Annotated in this window: 12 protein-coding genes and 1 CRISPR repeat array; of the genes, 9 read left to right on the plus strand and 3 right to left on the minus strand. The window is 71.8% G+C overall.

What is annotated here, in order from left to right; genetic code table 11:
• Positions 1 to 68 precede the first annotated feature (68 nt).
• Positions 69 to 914 (plus strand): hypothetical protein, encoded by an 846-nt coding sequence (locus OHA30_RS18320; protein WP_328914933.1) that lies wholly within the window; start codon positions 69 to 71, stop codon positions 912 to 914.
• A gap of 235 nt (positions 915 to 1149) precedes the next feature.
• Positions 1150 to 1666: a CRISPR direct-repeat array (repeat unit 29 nt; unit sequence GTGCTCCCCGCGCCCGCGGGGATGGTCCC).
• Positions 1667 to 1749: 83 nt separating this feature from the next.
• Here the strand turns inward: OHA30_RS18320 and OHA30_RS18325 are convergent.
• Complete coding sequence (locus tag OHA30_RS18325; protein WP_328914934.1) at positions 1750 to 2313, minus strand: hypothetical protein; 564 nt, start codon at positions 2311 to 2313, stop codon at positions 1750 to 1752.
• A 242-nt stretch (positions 2314 to 2555) separates the two neighbouring features.
• On the opposite strand from OHA30_RS18325, the gene OHA30_RS18330 reads away from it, so the two are divergent.
• Entirely contained in the window at positions 2556 to 3062 is a 507-nt protein-coding gene (locus OHA30_RS18330) for a GNAT family N-acetyltransferase (RefSeq protein WP_328914935.1), read from the plus strand.
• 34 nt (positions 3063 to 3096) lie between these two features.
• The gene (locus OHA30_RS18335; RefSeq protein ID WP_328914936.1) at positions 3097 to 3534 is read left to right on the plus strand and encodes a hypothetical protein; all 438 of its coding nucleotides are present in this window, start codon (positions 3097 to 3099) and stop codon (positions 3532 to 3534) included.
• A 35-nt stretch (positions 3535 to 3569) separates the two neighbouring features.
• Here OHA30_RS18335 and uvrA read toward each other — a convergent pair whose 3' ends face one another.
• A complete protein-coding gene (gene uvrA / locus OHA30_RS18340) occupies positions 3570 to 6056 on the minus strand; it encodes an excinuclease ABC subunit UvrA (RefSeq protein WP_328914937.1) in 2487 nt (828 codons plus the stop codon).
• A 650-nt stretch (positions 6057 to 6706) separates the two neighbouring features.
• Between uvrA and OHA30_RS18345 the strand changes: the two genes are divergently transcribed.
• Positions 6707 to 7795, plus strand: coding sequence for a hypothetical protein (locus OHA30_RS18345; RefSeq protein WP_328914938.1), 1089 nt, complete (start codon positions 6707 to 6709; stop codon positions 7793 to 7795).
• Positions 7796 to 7921: 126 nt separating this feature from the next.
• Here the strand turns inward: OHA30_RS18345 and OHA30_RS18350 are convergent, their stop codons facing one another.
• Positions 7922 to 9457, minus strand: coding sequence for a hypothetical protein (locus tag OHA30_RS18350; RefSeq protein WP_328914939.1), 1536 nt, complete (start codon positions 9455 to 9457; stop codon positions 7922 to 7924).
• An 846-nt stretch (positions 9458 to 10303) separates the two neighbouring features.
• On the opposite strand from OHA30_RS18350, the gene OHA30_RS18355 reads away from it, so the two are divergent.
• The 5 genes from OHA30_RS18355 to OHA30_RS18375 all read left to right on the plus strand — a co-directional run bounded on the left by OHA30_RS18355 (position 10304) and on the right by OHA30_RS18375 (position 15474).
• Positions 10304 to 11794: an FG-GAP-like repeat-containing protein gene (locus tag OHA30_RS18355; RefSeq protein ID WP_328914940.1), complete on the plus strand. Its 1491-nt coding sequence runs from the start codon at positions 10304 to 10306 to the stop codon at positions 11792 to 11794.
• A gap of 231 nt (positions 11795 to 12025) precedes the next feature.
• Positions 12026 to 12409 (plus strand): hypothetical protein, encoded by a 384-nt coding sequence (locus tag OHA30_RS18360; protein ID WP_328918109.1) that lies wholly within the window; start codon positions 12026 to 12028, stop codon positions 12407 to 12409.
• A gap of 300 nt (positions 12410 to 12709) precedes the next feature.
• Positions 12710 to 13321, plus strand: coding sequence for an RNA polymerase sigma factor (locus OHA30_RS18365; protein ID WP_328914941.1), 612 nt, complete (start codon positions 12710 to 12712; stop codon positions 13319 to 13321).
• A gap of 291 nt (positions 13322 to 13612) precedes the next feature.
• On the plus strand, positions 13613 to 14293 hold the full coding sequence (locus OHA30_RS18370) for a Crp/Fnr family transcriptional regulator (protein WP_328914942.1): 681 nt from the start codon (positions 13613 to 13615) through the stop codon (positions 14291 to 14293).
• Positions 14290 to 15474, plus strand: coding sequence for a hypothetical protein (locus tag OHA30_RS18375; RefSeq protein WP_328914943.1), 1185 nt, complete (start codon positions 14290 to 14292; stop codon positions 15472 to 15474). Before OHA30_RS18370 ends, OHA30_RS18375 begins: the two co-directional genes overlap by 4 nt.
• Positions 15475 to 15526: the final 52 nt, after the last annotated feature.

Here is a 15526-nt window from a genome sequence, read left to right on the forward strand (position 1 = left end):
AACCATTCGCGCTTCGGGCTTGTCGTATGCGTGCCCGAAACCCCCACTTGATGAGGAACAGCGCACCCGTGAATCACAAGTCCACCTGCACCGCCGTCATTGCAGGCCTCGTGGCAGTAGTCCTCGCCGGCTGCACCGGTGGCTCTGGGGCTGCCGACGACAAAGACCAGGGAGCGCGAGTCAAGGAGTCCGCACCCGCGCAGGTCCTGCCGTCGGCTCCCGATCCTGCTTCGATCCATGTGCCGACCGGTGCCCCTGGGACCCCCGGGAGCAGCACCCCGGCCGAGCCGTTGCCCACCGGGCCAACCCTGCAACTGACACCGTTGGAGCTGTGGCAACGGACCTCGGCGGTGATGGCAGGCCAGAAATCCGCGTCGTTGACCATCGCCTTCCGCGACGAGCAGGGCCATCCGGTTCGCGCCGAGTCTTCTGTCGCCGCCAACGGCGACTGCGTTGGACGCGTCTCCGCCGGCGGCGGACAGGCACAGGTGATCCACATCGGCTCGACTCCCTTCCTGAAAGGTGACGCCGCCTTCTGGACGTGGGCCACGGTGCGAAAGGGCGACCCTGACGATGCCCGCCTCCTCTCCAACCGGTGGCTCAAGGGGTCCCTGGCACAGCTCGGCGCCTACGACGTCGATTCGATGTGCTCGCTGCCGGAAGCGATCAGTAACGTCACCTCGGACTTCGACGGGCTGAAGCAGGAACGCGGTCCGTTCACCGTCGCCGGGAGGCAGGTGGTGTCCCTGACGCAGACCGGCTCCACCGGCACCGTCACTCTCTACGTCGCGATCTCCGGACCGGCCGTCGTGGTCAAGGCCGTGCAGAAGGGGGGCAGCCCCACCGTCACCACGACCTTCAAGGACCTGGGCAGACCTGTGCACCCCAAGCTCCCCGCCGGCGTCACCGGCTAACGCTGGCCCAGGAAATCCGTCTGTCCCGCGCTGGGGAACAACCATGACGGACTCGGCAGCTTCTGAGGTCAGAGAGTTCCGCTGGTGGCCCACAGATGGCGGTGCCGGCCTACGGGGTGGTTGGCCTGCGCGTGGGGGTTGAGGCGTGGGGGTGGTTGATTCAGTCTGTACGTCGGGTTCGGTGAAAGTGGTGGAATCCGGCGCTCTCGGCCTGTAAACGCCCTGGTCATCTAGGGTGCTCCCCGCGCCCGCGGGGATGGTCCCTTCTGCTGCGGGCACAGCGCTTTGACGTAGCGGTGCTCCCCGCGCCCGCGGGGATGGTCCCGCCCTCAGCTGCACGAAGCCCTGAAGAACGAGGTGCTCCCCGCGCCCGCGGGGATGGTCCCGTCTGGACGCCGCGCACCTCGTGCGCTCCGTCGTGCTCCCCGCGCCCGCGGGGATGGTCCCCACGGGTTGGGGTCGGCCGGGTCCGCGACGAGGTGCTCCCCGCGCCTGCGGGGATGGTCCCAGGTCGCTCTTGGCGTCGCGGGTGTAGCCGGCGTGCTCCCCGCGCCTGCGGGGATGGTCCCTACGGCCCCGAGCAGGTGTGCGCCCGGTGCCAGTGCTCCCCGCGCCCGCGGGGATGGTCCCGTCACCGGGTGGGTCCGCGGGTACGTGCGGCCGTGCTCCCCGCGCCCGCGGGGATGGTCCCGCGGCGGAGACCAGCCAGGCGCCCGGCCTGATGTGCTCCCCGCGCCTGCGGGGATGGTCCCCGTACCCCCTCGGGTGCGCGTTCCCGCGAAGGCGCACCCCCGGCGCGCGTCCGTCAAGGACGGTCAGGGCCCAGCGAGTTGGGTCAGCTGGTCGAGGGGTCCGAGGACGGGTCCTCGGACAGTGTGTAGAACGGCACCGCCCGGTACTCGTCGAGGTGGGGGTCGTCGGCGGCGACCCGGCCCGGGGCGGAGGGGCAGAGGAGCCGGATGCCCTGGGACCGTTCCTGCCGGGCGAGCCAACGTGCCTGGCTCAGCAGGCCCGCCCCGACTCCGGCGAGCGCCAGCCCGATCGGGACGCCGGTGCCGTACGCGACCAGCAGTTCGATCACGGCGGCGCCGACCAGTACGGGCGTCAGCGGACGCGTGACGCGCTGGAACGTATCGTCCGCCGCTATGACGACGGCGTCGCGGGGAGCGGGTCCCGCGGCGGCGAGCCGTTCGCGGTACCAGGCGCGGCGGGGGCCGGCGAACCACGCGAAGGGCACCGCGAAGATCACCAGGGCCAGTACGGCCACCGTCGTGCCGCCCATCGACCCCGTGTGCCCGAGCAGCACGGGCAGGGAGCCGGCGCCCCCGGCCAGCAGCGCCACGGAACCGAGCGCTTGAGCTGATGCGACGGCGCCGATCAGATCGGGTCTGGTGCTCATGCGATCGGCCCTCCGGCGCAGGTGTTCGATTCGATTCGAAGGGATGATAGCGGCAGTTCAGCGGGCTGCGGTGGACGGTATCGCCGCGGTCACGACGGCCGTCCGCCGCCCCTCCCACCCTCGCCGTACGGCTGCCCGCCGCCGTACCACCCCGCCCGTACGGCCGTCTCGGAGGATCAGGGCCGGGAGCGGACGAACGCCGTCCGGCCACCGGCCGGTTCGCGGGTGAACGGCTCACTAACATGGCGTTCATGCCGACCAGTGAAGTGACGATCCGTCAGGCGACGCTCGCGGACGAAGGGGCTCTCGCCGACCTCAACCGTGCCGCCTGGTCCTGGCTGAGCGAGGTCAAGCCGCGTCCCGACCCGGGCGAGGCCTTCTTCTCCGAGTCGCTGCCGCCGCGCCAGGTTCTGGTGGCCGAACGGGACGGTGTGGTGGTCGGCTTCATCCGCCAGGTTCCGCCCACGCGGCTGGCGAGCAACCAGCATGTGCGGCAGATCCAGGGGCTCGCCGTGGACCCGGCGGTCCGCGGCGCCGGGATCGGGCGGGCCCTGGTCGAGGCGGCGTGCGCGGCGGCCCGCGAGGAGGGTGCGCGGCGGATGACGTTGCGGGTCCTCGGCCACAACGCGCCTGCCCGGCGTCTGTACGAGAGCTGCGGCTTCGCGGTCGAGGGCGTGTGCGAGGAGGAGTTCTGGATCGACGGGAGCTACGTCGACGACGTCCTGATGGCCCGCCGCCTGACCGCCTGACGACGCCATGACCGACTCGATACGGCCGGAACCCGTGGCGCATCACGCCTGGCTCGGCGTGGTACGGCGTTGCGGCGACGGCTGGTTGATCGCCACGATCGAGGTCGACCCCGCGATCCGGGCGGCCCGGCAGAACGGCGAGACCGACGCCGAGGTGCTGATCAGCGCCGCGCCCGCGCTGAGCGCCGCCGCACTCGACGCCCTCCTGGACATGGCAACTGCCCGCGTACGTACGGCACTTGCCGAACTCGACGGGATCAAGGCGTACGTGGTCGCGCACGCTCCGAGCGCCCCGCACCACGCCTACCCGGAGGTCGCGGCGACACCGCTCGCCGAGCGCCTGTTCCTGGAAGGGTTCACGGTGTCCTCTCCCGCCGAGCTGGAGATCTGCTTCGACTTCGGCGACCTGGACATGCTCGCCGTCCGAGTCGACGCGGCCGGCCACTGCCACGACGTCCACACCGTCCGCTGACCCGCGCCCACCGACAGGCCGGCCCCCGGGACCTCTCAAGCGGAGGCCAGGCGGCGGGCCAGGTAGGGGGCCGTGGCGCTGGACTTGGACTGGGACACCTTGGCGGGAGGGCCCGTGGCGATGACGCGGCCGCCCGCGGTGCCGCCGCCGGGGCCCAGGTCGATGACCCAGTCGGCTGTGGCGATGGTGTCGAGGTCGTGCTCGACCAGGACGACCGTGTTGTCCGCGTCGACCAGGCGGTGCAACTGCCGTAGCAGCAAGGCGACATCGGCGGGGTGCAGGCCCGCCGTCGGCTCGTCGAGGAGGTAGAGCGTGTGGCCGCGGCGGGCGCGCTGCAACTCGGTGGCCAGCTTGATGCGTTGGGCCTCGCCGCCGCTCAACTCCGTGGCCGGCTGGCCCAGTCGCAGATAGCCGAGCCCCACCTCCCTCAACGTGGACAAGCTCCGGGAGGCGGCCGGGACGTCGGCGAGAAAGGCGGCGGCGTCGTCGACGGACATCGCCAGTACGTCGGCGATGTTCTTGCCGCGCCGGGTCACCTCAAGCGTCTCGGCGTTGTAGCGCGCGCCGTGGCAGGTCGGACAGGGCGCGTAGGTCCCCGGCAGGAAGAGCAGTTCGACCGCGACGAACCCCTCGCCCTGGCACGTCTCGCACCGCCCCTCCGGGACGTTGAAGGAGAACCGCCCGGCCGCGTACCCGCGCGCCCTCGCCTCGTCCGTCGCCGCGTACAGCCTGCGCACGGCGTCGAACATGCCGGTGTACGTGGCCAAGTTGGAGCGCGGAGTACGGCCGATGGGCCGCTGATCGACCCGTACCAGCCGGTCGAACGACTCCAGCCCCGACGCGTCCCGTACGTCGACGGAAAGCGTCCCCTCGTCGGAAGGCTCCTCGTCCGGCTCCTCCTCCCGCGCCAGCCCCAAGTGCCCGCGTACGACCTCGGCCAGCACCTGCGTGACCAGCGTCGACTTCCCGGAGCCCGACACCCCGGTCACCGCCGTCAGCACACCGAGCGGCACGTCCACGGACACGTCACGCAGGTTGTGGCGTGAGACCCCGCGCAGCCGCAGCCAGCCCCGAGGCGTACGGGGACGGTGGTCCGGTGGCCGCGCGCGCCCGAACAGATACGTGCTGGTGGCGGAGTCCTCGACCCGTTCGAGCCCGGGTACGGGCCCGCTGTACAGCACGCGCCCGCCGCCCTCGCCCGCGCCGGGCCCGATGTCGACCACCCAGTCCGCCCGCCGTACGACGTCCATGTCGTGCTCCACGACGAACAGCGAGTTGCCCGCCGCCTTGAGCCGGTCCAGCACGTCCAACAGCGGCTCCGCGTCGGCCGGGTGGAGGCCGGCGGACGGCTCGTCGAGCACGTAGACGACCCCGAACAGGCCCGAGCGCAGTTGGGTGGCGATCCGCAGGCGCTGGGCCTCGCCGGGCGAGAGCGTCGTCGAGCGGCGGCCGAGGCTGAGATAGCCCAGGCCGAGGTCGAGCAGCACCTCGACCCGTGCGACCAGGTCGGCGCCGATCCGTACCGCGACCTCGGTCGTCTCCCCGGACCGGGCGGTCGACGTCGTCGCCCCCGCGCCGGACAACTCCGCGACGGGCCGCAGCAGCGCGACGACCTCGGTGAGCGGCATCGCGTTGACCTCGGCGACCGAACGCCCGGCGAAGGTCACCGCGAGCGCTTCCGGCCGCAGTCCGCTGCCGTGGCAGTCGGGGCAGGGCACGCTCCGCACGAACCGCAGCGCGCGCTCGCGCATCCGCTCGCTCCTGGAATCCGCGAGGACATGCATGACGTGCTTGCGGGCGCTCCAGAACGTCCCGTGGTAGCCGTAGTCGACCCGGTCGCGCTCGGGCTTGATGAGGACCGACGGCTGTTCGTCGGTGTAGAGCAGCCAGTCCCGGTCCTTCTTCCTCAGTCGGCGCCACGGCTTGTCGACGTCGATCCCCAGCCCGCTCACGATGCTGCGCAGATTGACGCCCTGCCACGCGCCCGGCCAGGCCGCGATCGCGCCCTCGCGGATGCTCAGCGAGGGGTCCGGGACGAGCAGGTCCTCGCTGACGTCGTGCACGACCCCCAGCCCGTGGCAGCGCGGGCAGGCGCCGGCCGCGGTGTTGGGCGAGAACGACTCGGCCTCCAGCCGCGGCGCCCCCGGCGGATACGTGCCCGCGCGGGAGTAGAGCATCCGCAGCAGGTTGGAGAGCGTGGTGATGGTGCCGACCGTCGAACGCGAGCTGGGCGCGCCGCGCCGCTGTTGCAGGGCCACGGCCGGCGGCAGCCCGGTGATCTCCCGTACGTGCGGCGCGCCGACCTGCTGGAGCAGCCGGCGGGCGTAGGGCGCGACGGACTCGAAGTAACGGCGCTGGGCCTCCGCGTAGAGCGTGCCGAAGGCGAGCGAGGACTTGCCGGAGCCCGAGACACCGGTAAAGGCGACCATCGCGTCCCGGGGAAGGTCGACGTCGATGTTCCGCAGGTTGTGCTCGGCGGCGCCCCGGACGCGTACGAAACGGTCGGTCTCGTCGTTCTCCACGGCTTCTCCTTTCCGGTCCTTTCCGGGAGGGCGTGGCCGGAGCGGGTGACGCGCGTGCGGGGCGTCGTACGGTCGTCGGGCGGCGGGCAGGGTTGTACGGCGGCCGCACCCGTATCTCCAGCCTGACCCCTCGGGGCCGTTTCAGCACCTGGGAACACCGGGGGTACGGGCACGGCCGGTTTACGATCACGGCCGGGTTTACGGCCACGACCGGGCTTACGATCACGGTCGGCCCGGAATACGTCCGAAATCGCGGGCGGCCGATCATGGCCGGAAATGCATTGCGCCGCTCATAGGGCCTCCGTTTGCGACCATGAACCCATTGGGCAACAATGCCCCCCGGCTCGCTGCGGCTGTTTTCGGACCCCGATGTCCGGTTGTGGTCTTGCGGCGCAAACCCTTGCTCCGTACCGTCATACGCGGTCCCGGCCCCCACCACCGTGTTTTCCACGCGGAATACGGCCACGCGTCCGCGTGAATGGGACCGCAGAGCTTCCGGTTCGGAATCACGTACGCCATCCTGTGCCCGTTCGCACATCCATGTGCGTCGCACAGTCAGTTTTTGGCGCGGCCTTCGTGCAGCTTTTCACGCAGTTTTTCGTGCGCATGGTCCACGTCCACCCCCCACCCGACCACCCGAGGGGACCCCCATGCCGGAACCGACGGACGACCGATCGCTCACCCGTAGAAAAGTCCTCAAGACCGCCACCGCCCTCGGTGGCACCGCCGCGCTTCTGAGCGCCGGACTGGCCGCGGCCTCCACCGCCTCCGCCGGCGCGGCCGCGCACCCCGACGCCACCCCCACGGGCAGCGGGGGCCCCACCGGCACCGGAAGCCCGACGCCGACCCCGACCGGAAGCGGCGGTACCGGGACGGCGAGTCCCACGCCCACCCCGACGGGCTCCTCCGCACCCCCTGTCACGAAGGAGCAGTTCTACCAGCAGTTGTCCGAGGCGCAGTCGTACTGGGACTCGCTCGGGCTCGGCAACGACCCGTACGACCCGAACATCAACGACAGCGACGGCCTCGTCACGTACATCAACGCCACCACCAACAACCCGCCTCCGGAGCTGGTCAAGGACCGGGTGGCGATGTCCCGTGTGCTGGAGGGGCTGACCGGGATCGTCGCCGCGGCCGTGCTCAAGGCGGCCGGCTCGGACGACGCGGCCAAGCACAAGCCGGATCTGTGGACGACGCCGATGGAGAAGGGGTTCGCGCCCTTCATGGGCGGCTTCACCTCCGAAATCACCACCTACGACCGGACGGTGCGCGGACTCGACATCGCGACCCAGTTCCTCAACATCCTGATCGACGCGGTCTCCGGCGAGGGCGGTCAACTCGCCGCTTTCAAGAGCTTCCTGACCTCGCAGGGCGAGACCATGCGGATCTACGGCGGGAGTTCGACCGAGAGCTACCAGTACGCGTGCGTCGGCATCGTGCACGAGATGTTCCAGGTCGAGGACGGTGAATGGGTGTACGTTCCCAAGATCCGGGCGTATTTCACCTCCTTCACCAAGGAGACCTGGAACATCAGCGTCGGCTGCGCCAGCGCGCAGCAATTCCACTTCGCCTTCCGGGTGGAGAAGTTCGTGACCCCCTTCAAACTGGAGACCTGGCGGGACGAGGACTGGTTCAGGGAAGAGGTCGACAACTTCATCAACAAATACACGAAGGCCCAGATCGACGAGTCCGAGAACTACTTCGACGGGATCTTCGAGAGCAAGGTGGGGACGGCGTAACCGCTTGACGGGTCACCCGAGTTGGCGGGGTGGCCCGGATGCGCCCGGGTCGGCTGTCGTGGCCGGTCCGGGCGGTGCGGGTACTCCGGCGAACGGGCGGTTCGCCCAACTGACCTGCGTGTGGCGTCAGTTGGGCGTCAGACGGTAGAGGGCCGCTGCCCCTGCGGCGAGTTCGACGGTCAGCGTGGTCGGCGGGTCCGCCCGCGGATACGTGCCGTCGGCCGGCTCGAAGCGCGAAACGGCCTTCACCGTCGCCCGGTTGAGACCGATCCGCAGAGTGGCGGGCCGGTCGGGGTCCCGATTGGTGACGAGCAGATGCCGGGTGCCGTTGTCGGGCGCGCCCTTGAAGAGGGCGAGGACGGCGGGGTCGCCGGTCGCCGTCGTGAGGTGGCGGCCGGGCGTGAAGGGCGTCGTGCCGGTGGGCAGCGGTGTGTCGTTGGCGTGCTGGACGGACTCCGAGACCAGCGGCTTGAGTTGGCGGCCGACGGGTTGCAGCCATGTGCGGTTGAGCGTGCGCGCGGCGGCGTACAGCGGGGTCTGCCGACCGTCGGTGGTGATCAGCGCCTCCGTATAACCCTCGCCACGGGCGGGGTCGGGGGTCCAGTAGGTGAAGTACTGGATGCCCTTGCAGCCGTAGGCGAGGCTGACGTTGACCTGCCACGCGAGCTGGGACGCCGTCGGGGTCGCGTGCCCGTTGAAGCCGGTGGACTGGATGTACGTCCACGCCGGCACCCCCGCCTTGAGCGCCTCCGCGCGGACGATCGCCCACGTGTCGAAGTAGTCCGTGTCGATACGGTCGGTGAGGATCGGGTAACGGTCGAAGGAGAGCAGCGAGGGCTGGACCGTATCGAGATAGGCGCGCAGGAATTTGGCGTAACGAGCGCCGTTCCCCCGGTTGAGGTTCACGTACGGCAGCAGGGCGGGGGCGGTCTCCCGGACGATCTCGGTGAGGGCGCCGAGGTTCGGGAAACGCGCGGAGCCGGGCTCGTCGTAGAGGCTGAACCCGGCGAACGACGGGTGCCGGGTGTAGCCGGCCACCGAGGAGCGCACCCACGCGGCGGCGTCGGCGGTGGTGATCGAGGACGGGACCTTGCGGTCGTCCGTGACCGTCATGTGCTGCGCGATCGCCGCCACCCGCGGGTCCCCCGCGACCAGCACCTTCAGGCCCACCTGGTCGGCCATGCCCAGTGCCTGGTTCGCGCTGGCCTCGTCGAGCTGGTAGTTGCCGGTGAGCAGGAAGGTGAAGCCGGCGTCGGTGATCTCCCGGTAGCGGGAGAGGGTGGTCTCGAAGGGGTGCGGCGGCCAGTACAGGCCGATCGGGAAGTCCCGGCCACCGGTCAGGGGCAGGTCGGCGCTCGCTGCGGCGTTCGCCTTGGCGCCGTGCGTGCCGGTCGCCATGGCCACGCGGCCGGCCGTGATGGCGCCGGCGGCGAAGACTCCCGCGCCCACGCCGGCCGCTTGCAGCAGCGCGCGGCGGTCCAGGCGGCGCGGCGAGGCGGGCGCCGGGCGGTGGTCCCGGGCGTCCGGGGAGTCCGAGGCGTCCGAGGCGTCCGGACGGTCCTGGGCGTGCTGGGCGTTCGAGGCGTCCGGACGGTCCTGGGAGCGCGGACGGTCCGGGGAGTCCGGAAGATCCGGAGAGCCCGGAAGGTTCCGCTCCGACATGTCCATCCCCTCCAGTGAGAACCCGAGTGACGTGTTTCACGCCTGGTGTCGGGTCGGGTGCGTACGGTGACGCCCTTGCGGTGCCTGTCCGTTCGCGGCCCGGTCCGACCAGGCTCTTCGCGTGGCGTGCGGCGCGCTTCGGGGCGCTGCTCGCCGGTGTGGGCGCGGGGTCGCTGCGCGGCCCTTCGCCCACATCCTGGAAAAGTACGACAGGAGGGGCACATCTCCCTATGGCCGGTCGAAAATGGGCTGCTGCCTCCGGGAGCCGTCCCGGGGCGTCCCGTCGGCCCAAGTCCGCCGCCCCGCCCGCCGATCCGCCCCGCCGTCGGCGCCGGCCGTCCGCGCCCTACGTGACCGATCCCACAGCGCGGGGGCGGCGTGGCCGCTGGATGTCCGCCTCGGGTGCCGGCACACCGCCGCGTCCGCGTGCCCGCCGCACGATGGCCATGCGTGCGGGGGTGCGGCTCGCGGCGCGGGGCTCCGCGCCGGTCCGGCTCTGCGCCGGTCCGGCTCTGCGCCGGTCCGGCTCCGCGCGGGTTCGGCTCCGCGCGGGTTCGGCTCCGCGCGGGTTCGGCTCTGCGCCGGTCCGGCCGGGTGGCGGCCCGGCCGTTCCCCCTGGTCGGAGCGGGTGTGGCACGGTGGGCTCGTCCGGCGCGCGGCCACCGCGCCCGTACCCGGGCGGGCCTGCCGGGCCGCGCCGCGTCGGCCGCGTGGTCGGGGCGGCGCCGTATCGCCCGCCGCCCCCGTCCAGGGCCGCGGTTCTGCGCGTCGGCAGGGGCCCCTCTCGGTCGTATGATCTGCTCAATTTATGGGCGATGCCGTCGCCCCGGGGGACCAGGAGAATTCGTGCGCAGATCCTTCGCGACCGTGGTCGTGCTCGGTACGTTCGCCGCGGTGATGGCTCCGGTGTCGGCCTCGGCCGCCTCGGCCCCGCACTACCGGGGCGCCAACACCGCCGCGGTGCAGGACGACTTCAACGGCGACGGCTACCGCGACCTCGCCGTGGGCGCGCCCAGCGCGGCCAACGGCAAGGTGGAGGGCGCGGGCGCGGCGGTCGTCCTGTACGGCTCCGCGTCGGGCGTGCGCGCTTCGTCCAAGCGGACGGTGATCACCCAGCAGACCTCGGGCGTCCCCGGAGCCGCCGAGGCGTGGGACGGCTTCGGCGCCACCACGGCGAGCGCGGACCTCGACGGCGACGGCTACGCGGACCTCGTCGTCGGCGTACCGGACGAGGCGGTCGGCGCAGCGGCGGGCCGGGGCACGGTCACGGTGATCTGGGGCGGCCCGTCCGGTCTCAAGGGCGCCGCGACGATCTCCGTACCGGCGGGCTACAGCCGGGGCCGCGACGACTGCGGATTCGGCGGTTCGCTGGCGGTCGGCGACATGAACGGCGACGGCCACCCGGAACTCGCCGTCGGTTCCCGTTGCGAGGGCGTGCTCTACACCGGCCCGTTCACCCGGGCGGGCAAGGCGGCGGCCGTCCGCAGCGAGTTCTCCACGGGCGAGTCGCGGGGCGCGGTGATGGGCGACGTCAACGGCGACCACAAGGCCGAGCTGTTCTGGCTGCCGGGGAACACGTACGGCAACTCCCGCGGCGACATCTACATCGACAACGCGCCGCTCACGGGCGACGTCATCATCAGCACTGGCATCCACCTGCCGCTCGGCCACGGCTACGAGGGCCAGGTCGGCGACATCAACGGCGACGGCTACGGCGACCTGGTGACCGGTGCCCCGGACGACGAGTTCGGACCGACCGGTCCCAACGACGCCCACATCGGCGGCGAGATCGAAGTGCTGTACGGCGGCAAGAACGGCATCACCGCGAGTCAGGCCCCGCACATCTACTCCCAGGACACCGCGAAGGTCCCGGGCGCCGGGGAGAAGGGCGACGGATTCGGCTACGCGCTCAGCGTGGGCGACACCAACGGCGACCACTACGCCGACGTCCTGGTCGGCGCGCCCTTCGAGGGGATCGGCCGGGCCCGGTGGGCCGGGCAGGCCACCCTCCTGTTCGGCTCCGCCTCCGGCCTGACGGGCAACAAGTCCGTGGCGTACAACCAGAACACCGCGAATGTGCCCGGCGCCGCCGAGACCGACGACTCTTTCGGCGGCGCGGTGGACCTGAGGGACGTCAACAAGGACGGCAAGGCCGATGTCTTCGTCGGTGTCCCCGGCGAGGGCAACAGCGGCTGCGTCTGGATCGCCCGCGGCGCCGCCACTCCCGTCACCAAGGGTTCCGTCAACCTCGGCGGCGGGACCGCGGGCGCGACCTCGATCAGCGCCGGCCAGTGGGGCTTCGGCGCCGCCTTCAACAGCCCGCACGCGGCCCAGTAGCCCACCACCGCACGGACAACGGCGGCTCGGCACGTCCTTGACGCGCGGGCGGGCACGCGGCCGCCCCGACCACGCGCCCGTCCGCACCCCGGGGGTCAGTAGTGCCAGTGGGGGCGGCCCGATTGCATGACGCAGGTGATGGAGCGGCCGGACGCGTCCGTCGTTGACCTGCCGAGGTCGCTGTTGCGGCAGAACTGGCCCGCGCGGTAGCAGTTGCCGGCGTTGGACCTGATGCTGCACAGCTTCGTCACGCTCGCCCGCGTTGTCGGCGGGGGCGGGGGAGTGGTTCGCCGGACGACCGGGGCGCTGGTGGTGTGGTGGACGGCGGGGGTGGTCGGCGGCGTCGTGTGCGGACGCGTCGTCGGCGGCTTGGTGGGCGGCTTGGTGGGCGGTGTGGTCGGCGGCGTGGTTGTGGGCGCCTCCGCCGTCACCGCCGCCGTGGCCTCGACCTCGGCCGCCGCCGTCGCCTCCGTGGTCGTCGGGGCCGCGCTCGGTGACGTCGTCCCCACTGTCGGCGTGTCCACGGGCGTACCCGGCGCCGCCGACCCGCATCCCACCAATACGAGCGCGGCGATCCCCGCGACGAGTGCCCCTGCTATGCGACTTCGGCTGTGACTGCGTTTCATGCCGGGCACGTTATTCCCCGCCCCATTCCCCCGTTCATGAACGAACCAACCTACGTCTCCCGCAGTCGGCCGCCCTAGACGAACCGCCCCCGAACAGGCCCACCCGGGGGTCGACTTGCGGCTCACCAGGGGCGACAGGGGGCCACGCGCCCCCTGAGTCGGGTGGGTTGCCGAGATCTGATCCGGTGATCAGGTCTTGTGACGCACTGCGCTTTTACCCTGAAACCGCGCCGGGAAATGGACCGCATTTGTCCATCATGTCCGCGCGGAGTCTGGGGGGAGTCCGACTGTGTCCACAGCCACGGAATACCGTGAAACCACAAGAGAAACCGCGACGTCGCAGCTGAGCGACGCGGAATTGGTCCGCCGGTCCGGGCGGGGCGACGAACGCGCCTTCGCGCTGCTGGAGTCCAGGCACCGGGCCACGTTGACGAGGTGGTGCGCGTCGCGGACCCGTACCGCCGTCGAGGCGGAGGACCTGCGGCAGGAGACGCTGCTGAGGGCCTGGCGCGGCGCGGAGAGGTTCCTGGGGAACTCCGACGTACGCACCTGGCTGTACCGGATCGTCGTCAACGCCGCCACCGACGAGGCCCGTCGCAGGGCGCGCTGGCCGCAGGAGACCCGGTTGGCGACGGTCGACGTCGGCAGGGTGCCGGCCTCCGCGCTCACCGGCCCGGAACGCACGGTCGTCGCCTCGGTCGATCTGGCAAGGGCGTTGGCCTGTCTGCCGGACCAGCAACGGGTGATCGTCACGCTGATCGATCTGATCGGCTGCACCACGGCGGAGGCGGCCTCGGTCTGCGGGGTCGGCGAGCCGACCGTACGCAGCCGACTCAGCCGCGGCCGGCGCCGGTTGCGCGAGCTGATGACGAACACGGGCCGGGAGCACCCGGAGCACTGAGGGGGCGGCCCCCGCCGTCGAGCACGCGAGCACGCGAGCCCGCGGCGAACCAAGCGGGCGCCCCCCATCCCGCCCGCTCGCGCCGCTTCGGCACCCCTCCTCCGCCGAATGATCCACAGGCGACGGCGACGGACGTCGGACGTGAGGTGCGACAAACCGCAGGATGTACGTATCCTCCTGACCCGGCCCGCCCGTTGCGCTACTTTCCCCTTGCCAGCACCGTCCTCGGCAGAGGAGCGCCGCATGTTCGGCCAGCAGATTCCCGCCCGGAGATGGCCGAGAGGCAGTCTCATGTCCAGTCTCAGCGGGCCGGACCGCGAGGCGTTGCTGAGGCTCGGCAGCTTCCGCAGATACGAGCCGGGCGAGGCGCTGATGGTGGAAGGCGGCCTGGACACCGTGGTCGTGCTCCTGCTCGAGGGCTGCGTCAAGGTGACGGTCGGGGCCGAGGACGGAAGCTCGGTGCTGCTGGCGATACGGGCCCCCGGCGACGTCGTCGGGGAACTGGCGGTGCTGGACGGCAGGCCGCGCTCCGCGACGGTGGTCGCCGCCCGGGGAACGTCCACCCGGGTCATCAGCGGTACAACCTTCCGCGCCTTCCTGCGCGAACGCCCGGACGCGGCAGCCGAGATGCAGCGCTTCGTCGTCGGCAAGCTGCGCGCGGCGATCCGCTACCGCATCGACGCGGTCGGCGGGACGGTGCCGGTCCGGATGGCCCGCGCGCTCGACACCCTCGTACGGTCCTACGGGCGCCCGACGCCGCAGGGCCTGCGGATCGATGTACCGCTCAGCAACGCCGACCTGGCCGCCCTGGCGGGACTGTCCCCGGCGAGTGTGCAGCGCGCGCTGCGGGTGCTGCGGGCGTCGGGCGCGGTGGCGACCGAGTACCGCTCGGTCGTGGTCCGGGACGTCTCCCTGCTGCGGGCCGTGGCGGCGGGGCACGTCGGCGGGGAGGCCCCGGGGATGGCGTCATGACCGAGGAAACGGGTCCGCGGCAGCGCAGGTTGTGCCTGGTGGTGGACATCGAGGCGTACAGCGGAAAGCCCTACCCGGTGCAGCAGCGGGCGCAGACCGCGCTGGCGCGGGCCCTGGACCACGCCTGCGAGCGCGCCGGAGTCGCCCGCGCGTCGTGCGAACTCCAGGACCGCGGCGACGGTCAGTTGCTGCTGCTTCCGACGGACGTCAACGAGGAGCGCGCGGTCCCGGGGCTGGTACTCGGGCTCAGGGACGCGCTGTTCACCCTCAACGCCAGTGCCGCCGTCGGCGAGGGCATCCGGCTGCGGGTCGCGCTGACGCAGGGCTCGGTGCAGCGCGCCCCGCTGGGCTACGTCGCCTGGTCGGTGGAGCTGGGCTGCCGGCTGCTGGATTCCGCCAGCCTGCGCAAGGAGTTGGCGAAGGCCAAGCGCAGCGACATGGCGCTGATCGTGTCGGCGGACCTCTACGCGGACATCTTCGCGACCGGCACCGGGGGAATCCCCGCGAACGAGTTCCGGCGGGTACGGATCGCCATACCGAAGAAGCGGTTCACCGCCGACGCGTGGATCAGCGCGCCGACGCACGGGGTCCCCGTACCGCTCGGAGCACCCGAAAAGCCGTCGTCCGGGCGCCGGTTCGGCGGCGGGCGGGTCTCGCGGCTGGTCGGCGAAGTCCTTCTGGTCGGCGGCGCCCTGGTGGCCGCTGACGTGCTGCTGGGAGACGGTTCCCTGGGCGGTGTCCTGCTGGGGGACGCGCCGGGCGAGGCGGCGGGCGGTCACGCGTGGGCGGGCGGTGACGTACCGGTCGCGGACACCGTGACCGACCCGCCGGTCCACCACGACGCCGTGACCCACCCGCCCGTTCACCACGACCCCGTTCACCACGACCCCGTCACCGACTGGCCGGCTCACGACGACGCCGGCGTGGCACACATGGGCCCTGACGAACGTCCAATCGAGGAGGAGCACCACCAGGAACACCACCTCCCGGACGAAGGAGACCTCCCCATGAGCTACGCCGACGACACCGGGCAGACCTGGGACGACGGCCGTCTCGCCGAGGACGACGTGATCGAGGCCGCAGACCACACCGGCTACACCTCCGTCTCCGACTACATCGCGGGCGACGACGGCTACGAGCCCGACCCCGTGAGCGGCGGCGACCACGACAGTGCCTGGTGACGGCGGTGGCAGCGCGTCCGCGGCGGCGTCCGTGAGCGCCGCGGAAGACACA

The organism is Streptomyces sp. NBC_00223, from assembly GCF_036199905.1.
Lineage (GTDB): Bacteria > Actinomycetota > Actinomycetes > Streptomycetales > Streptomycetaceae > Actinacidiphila.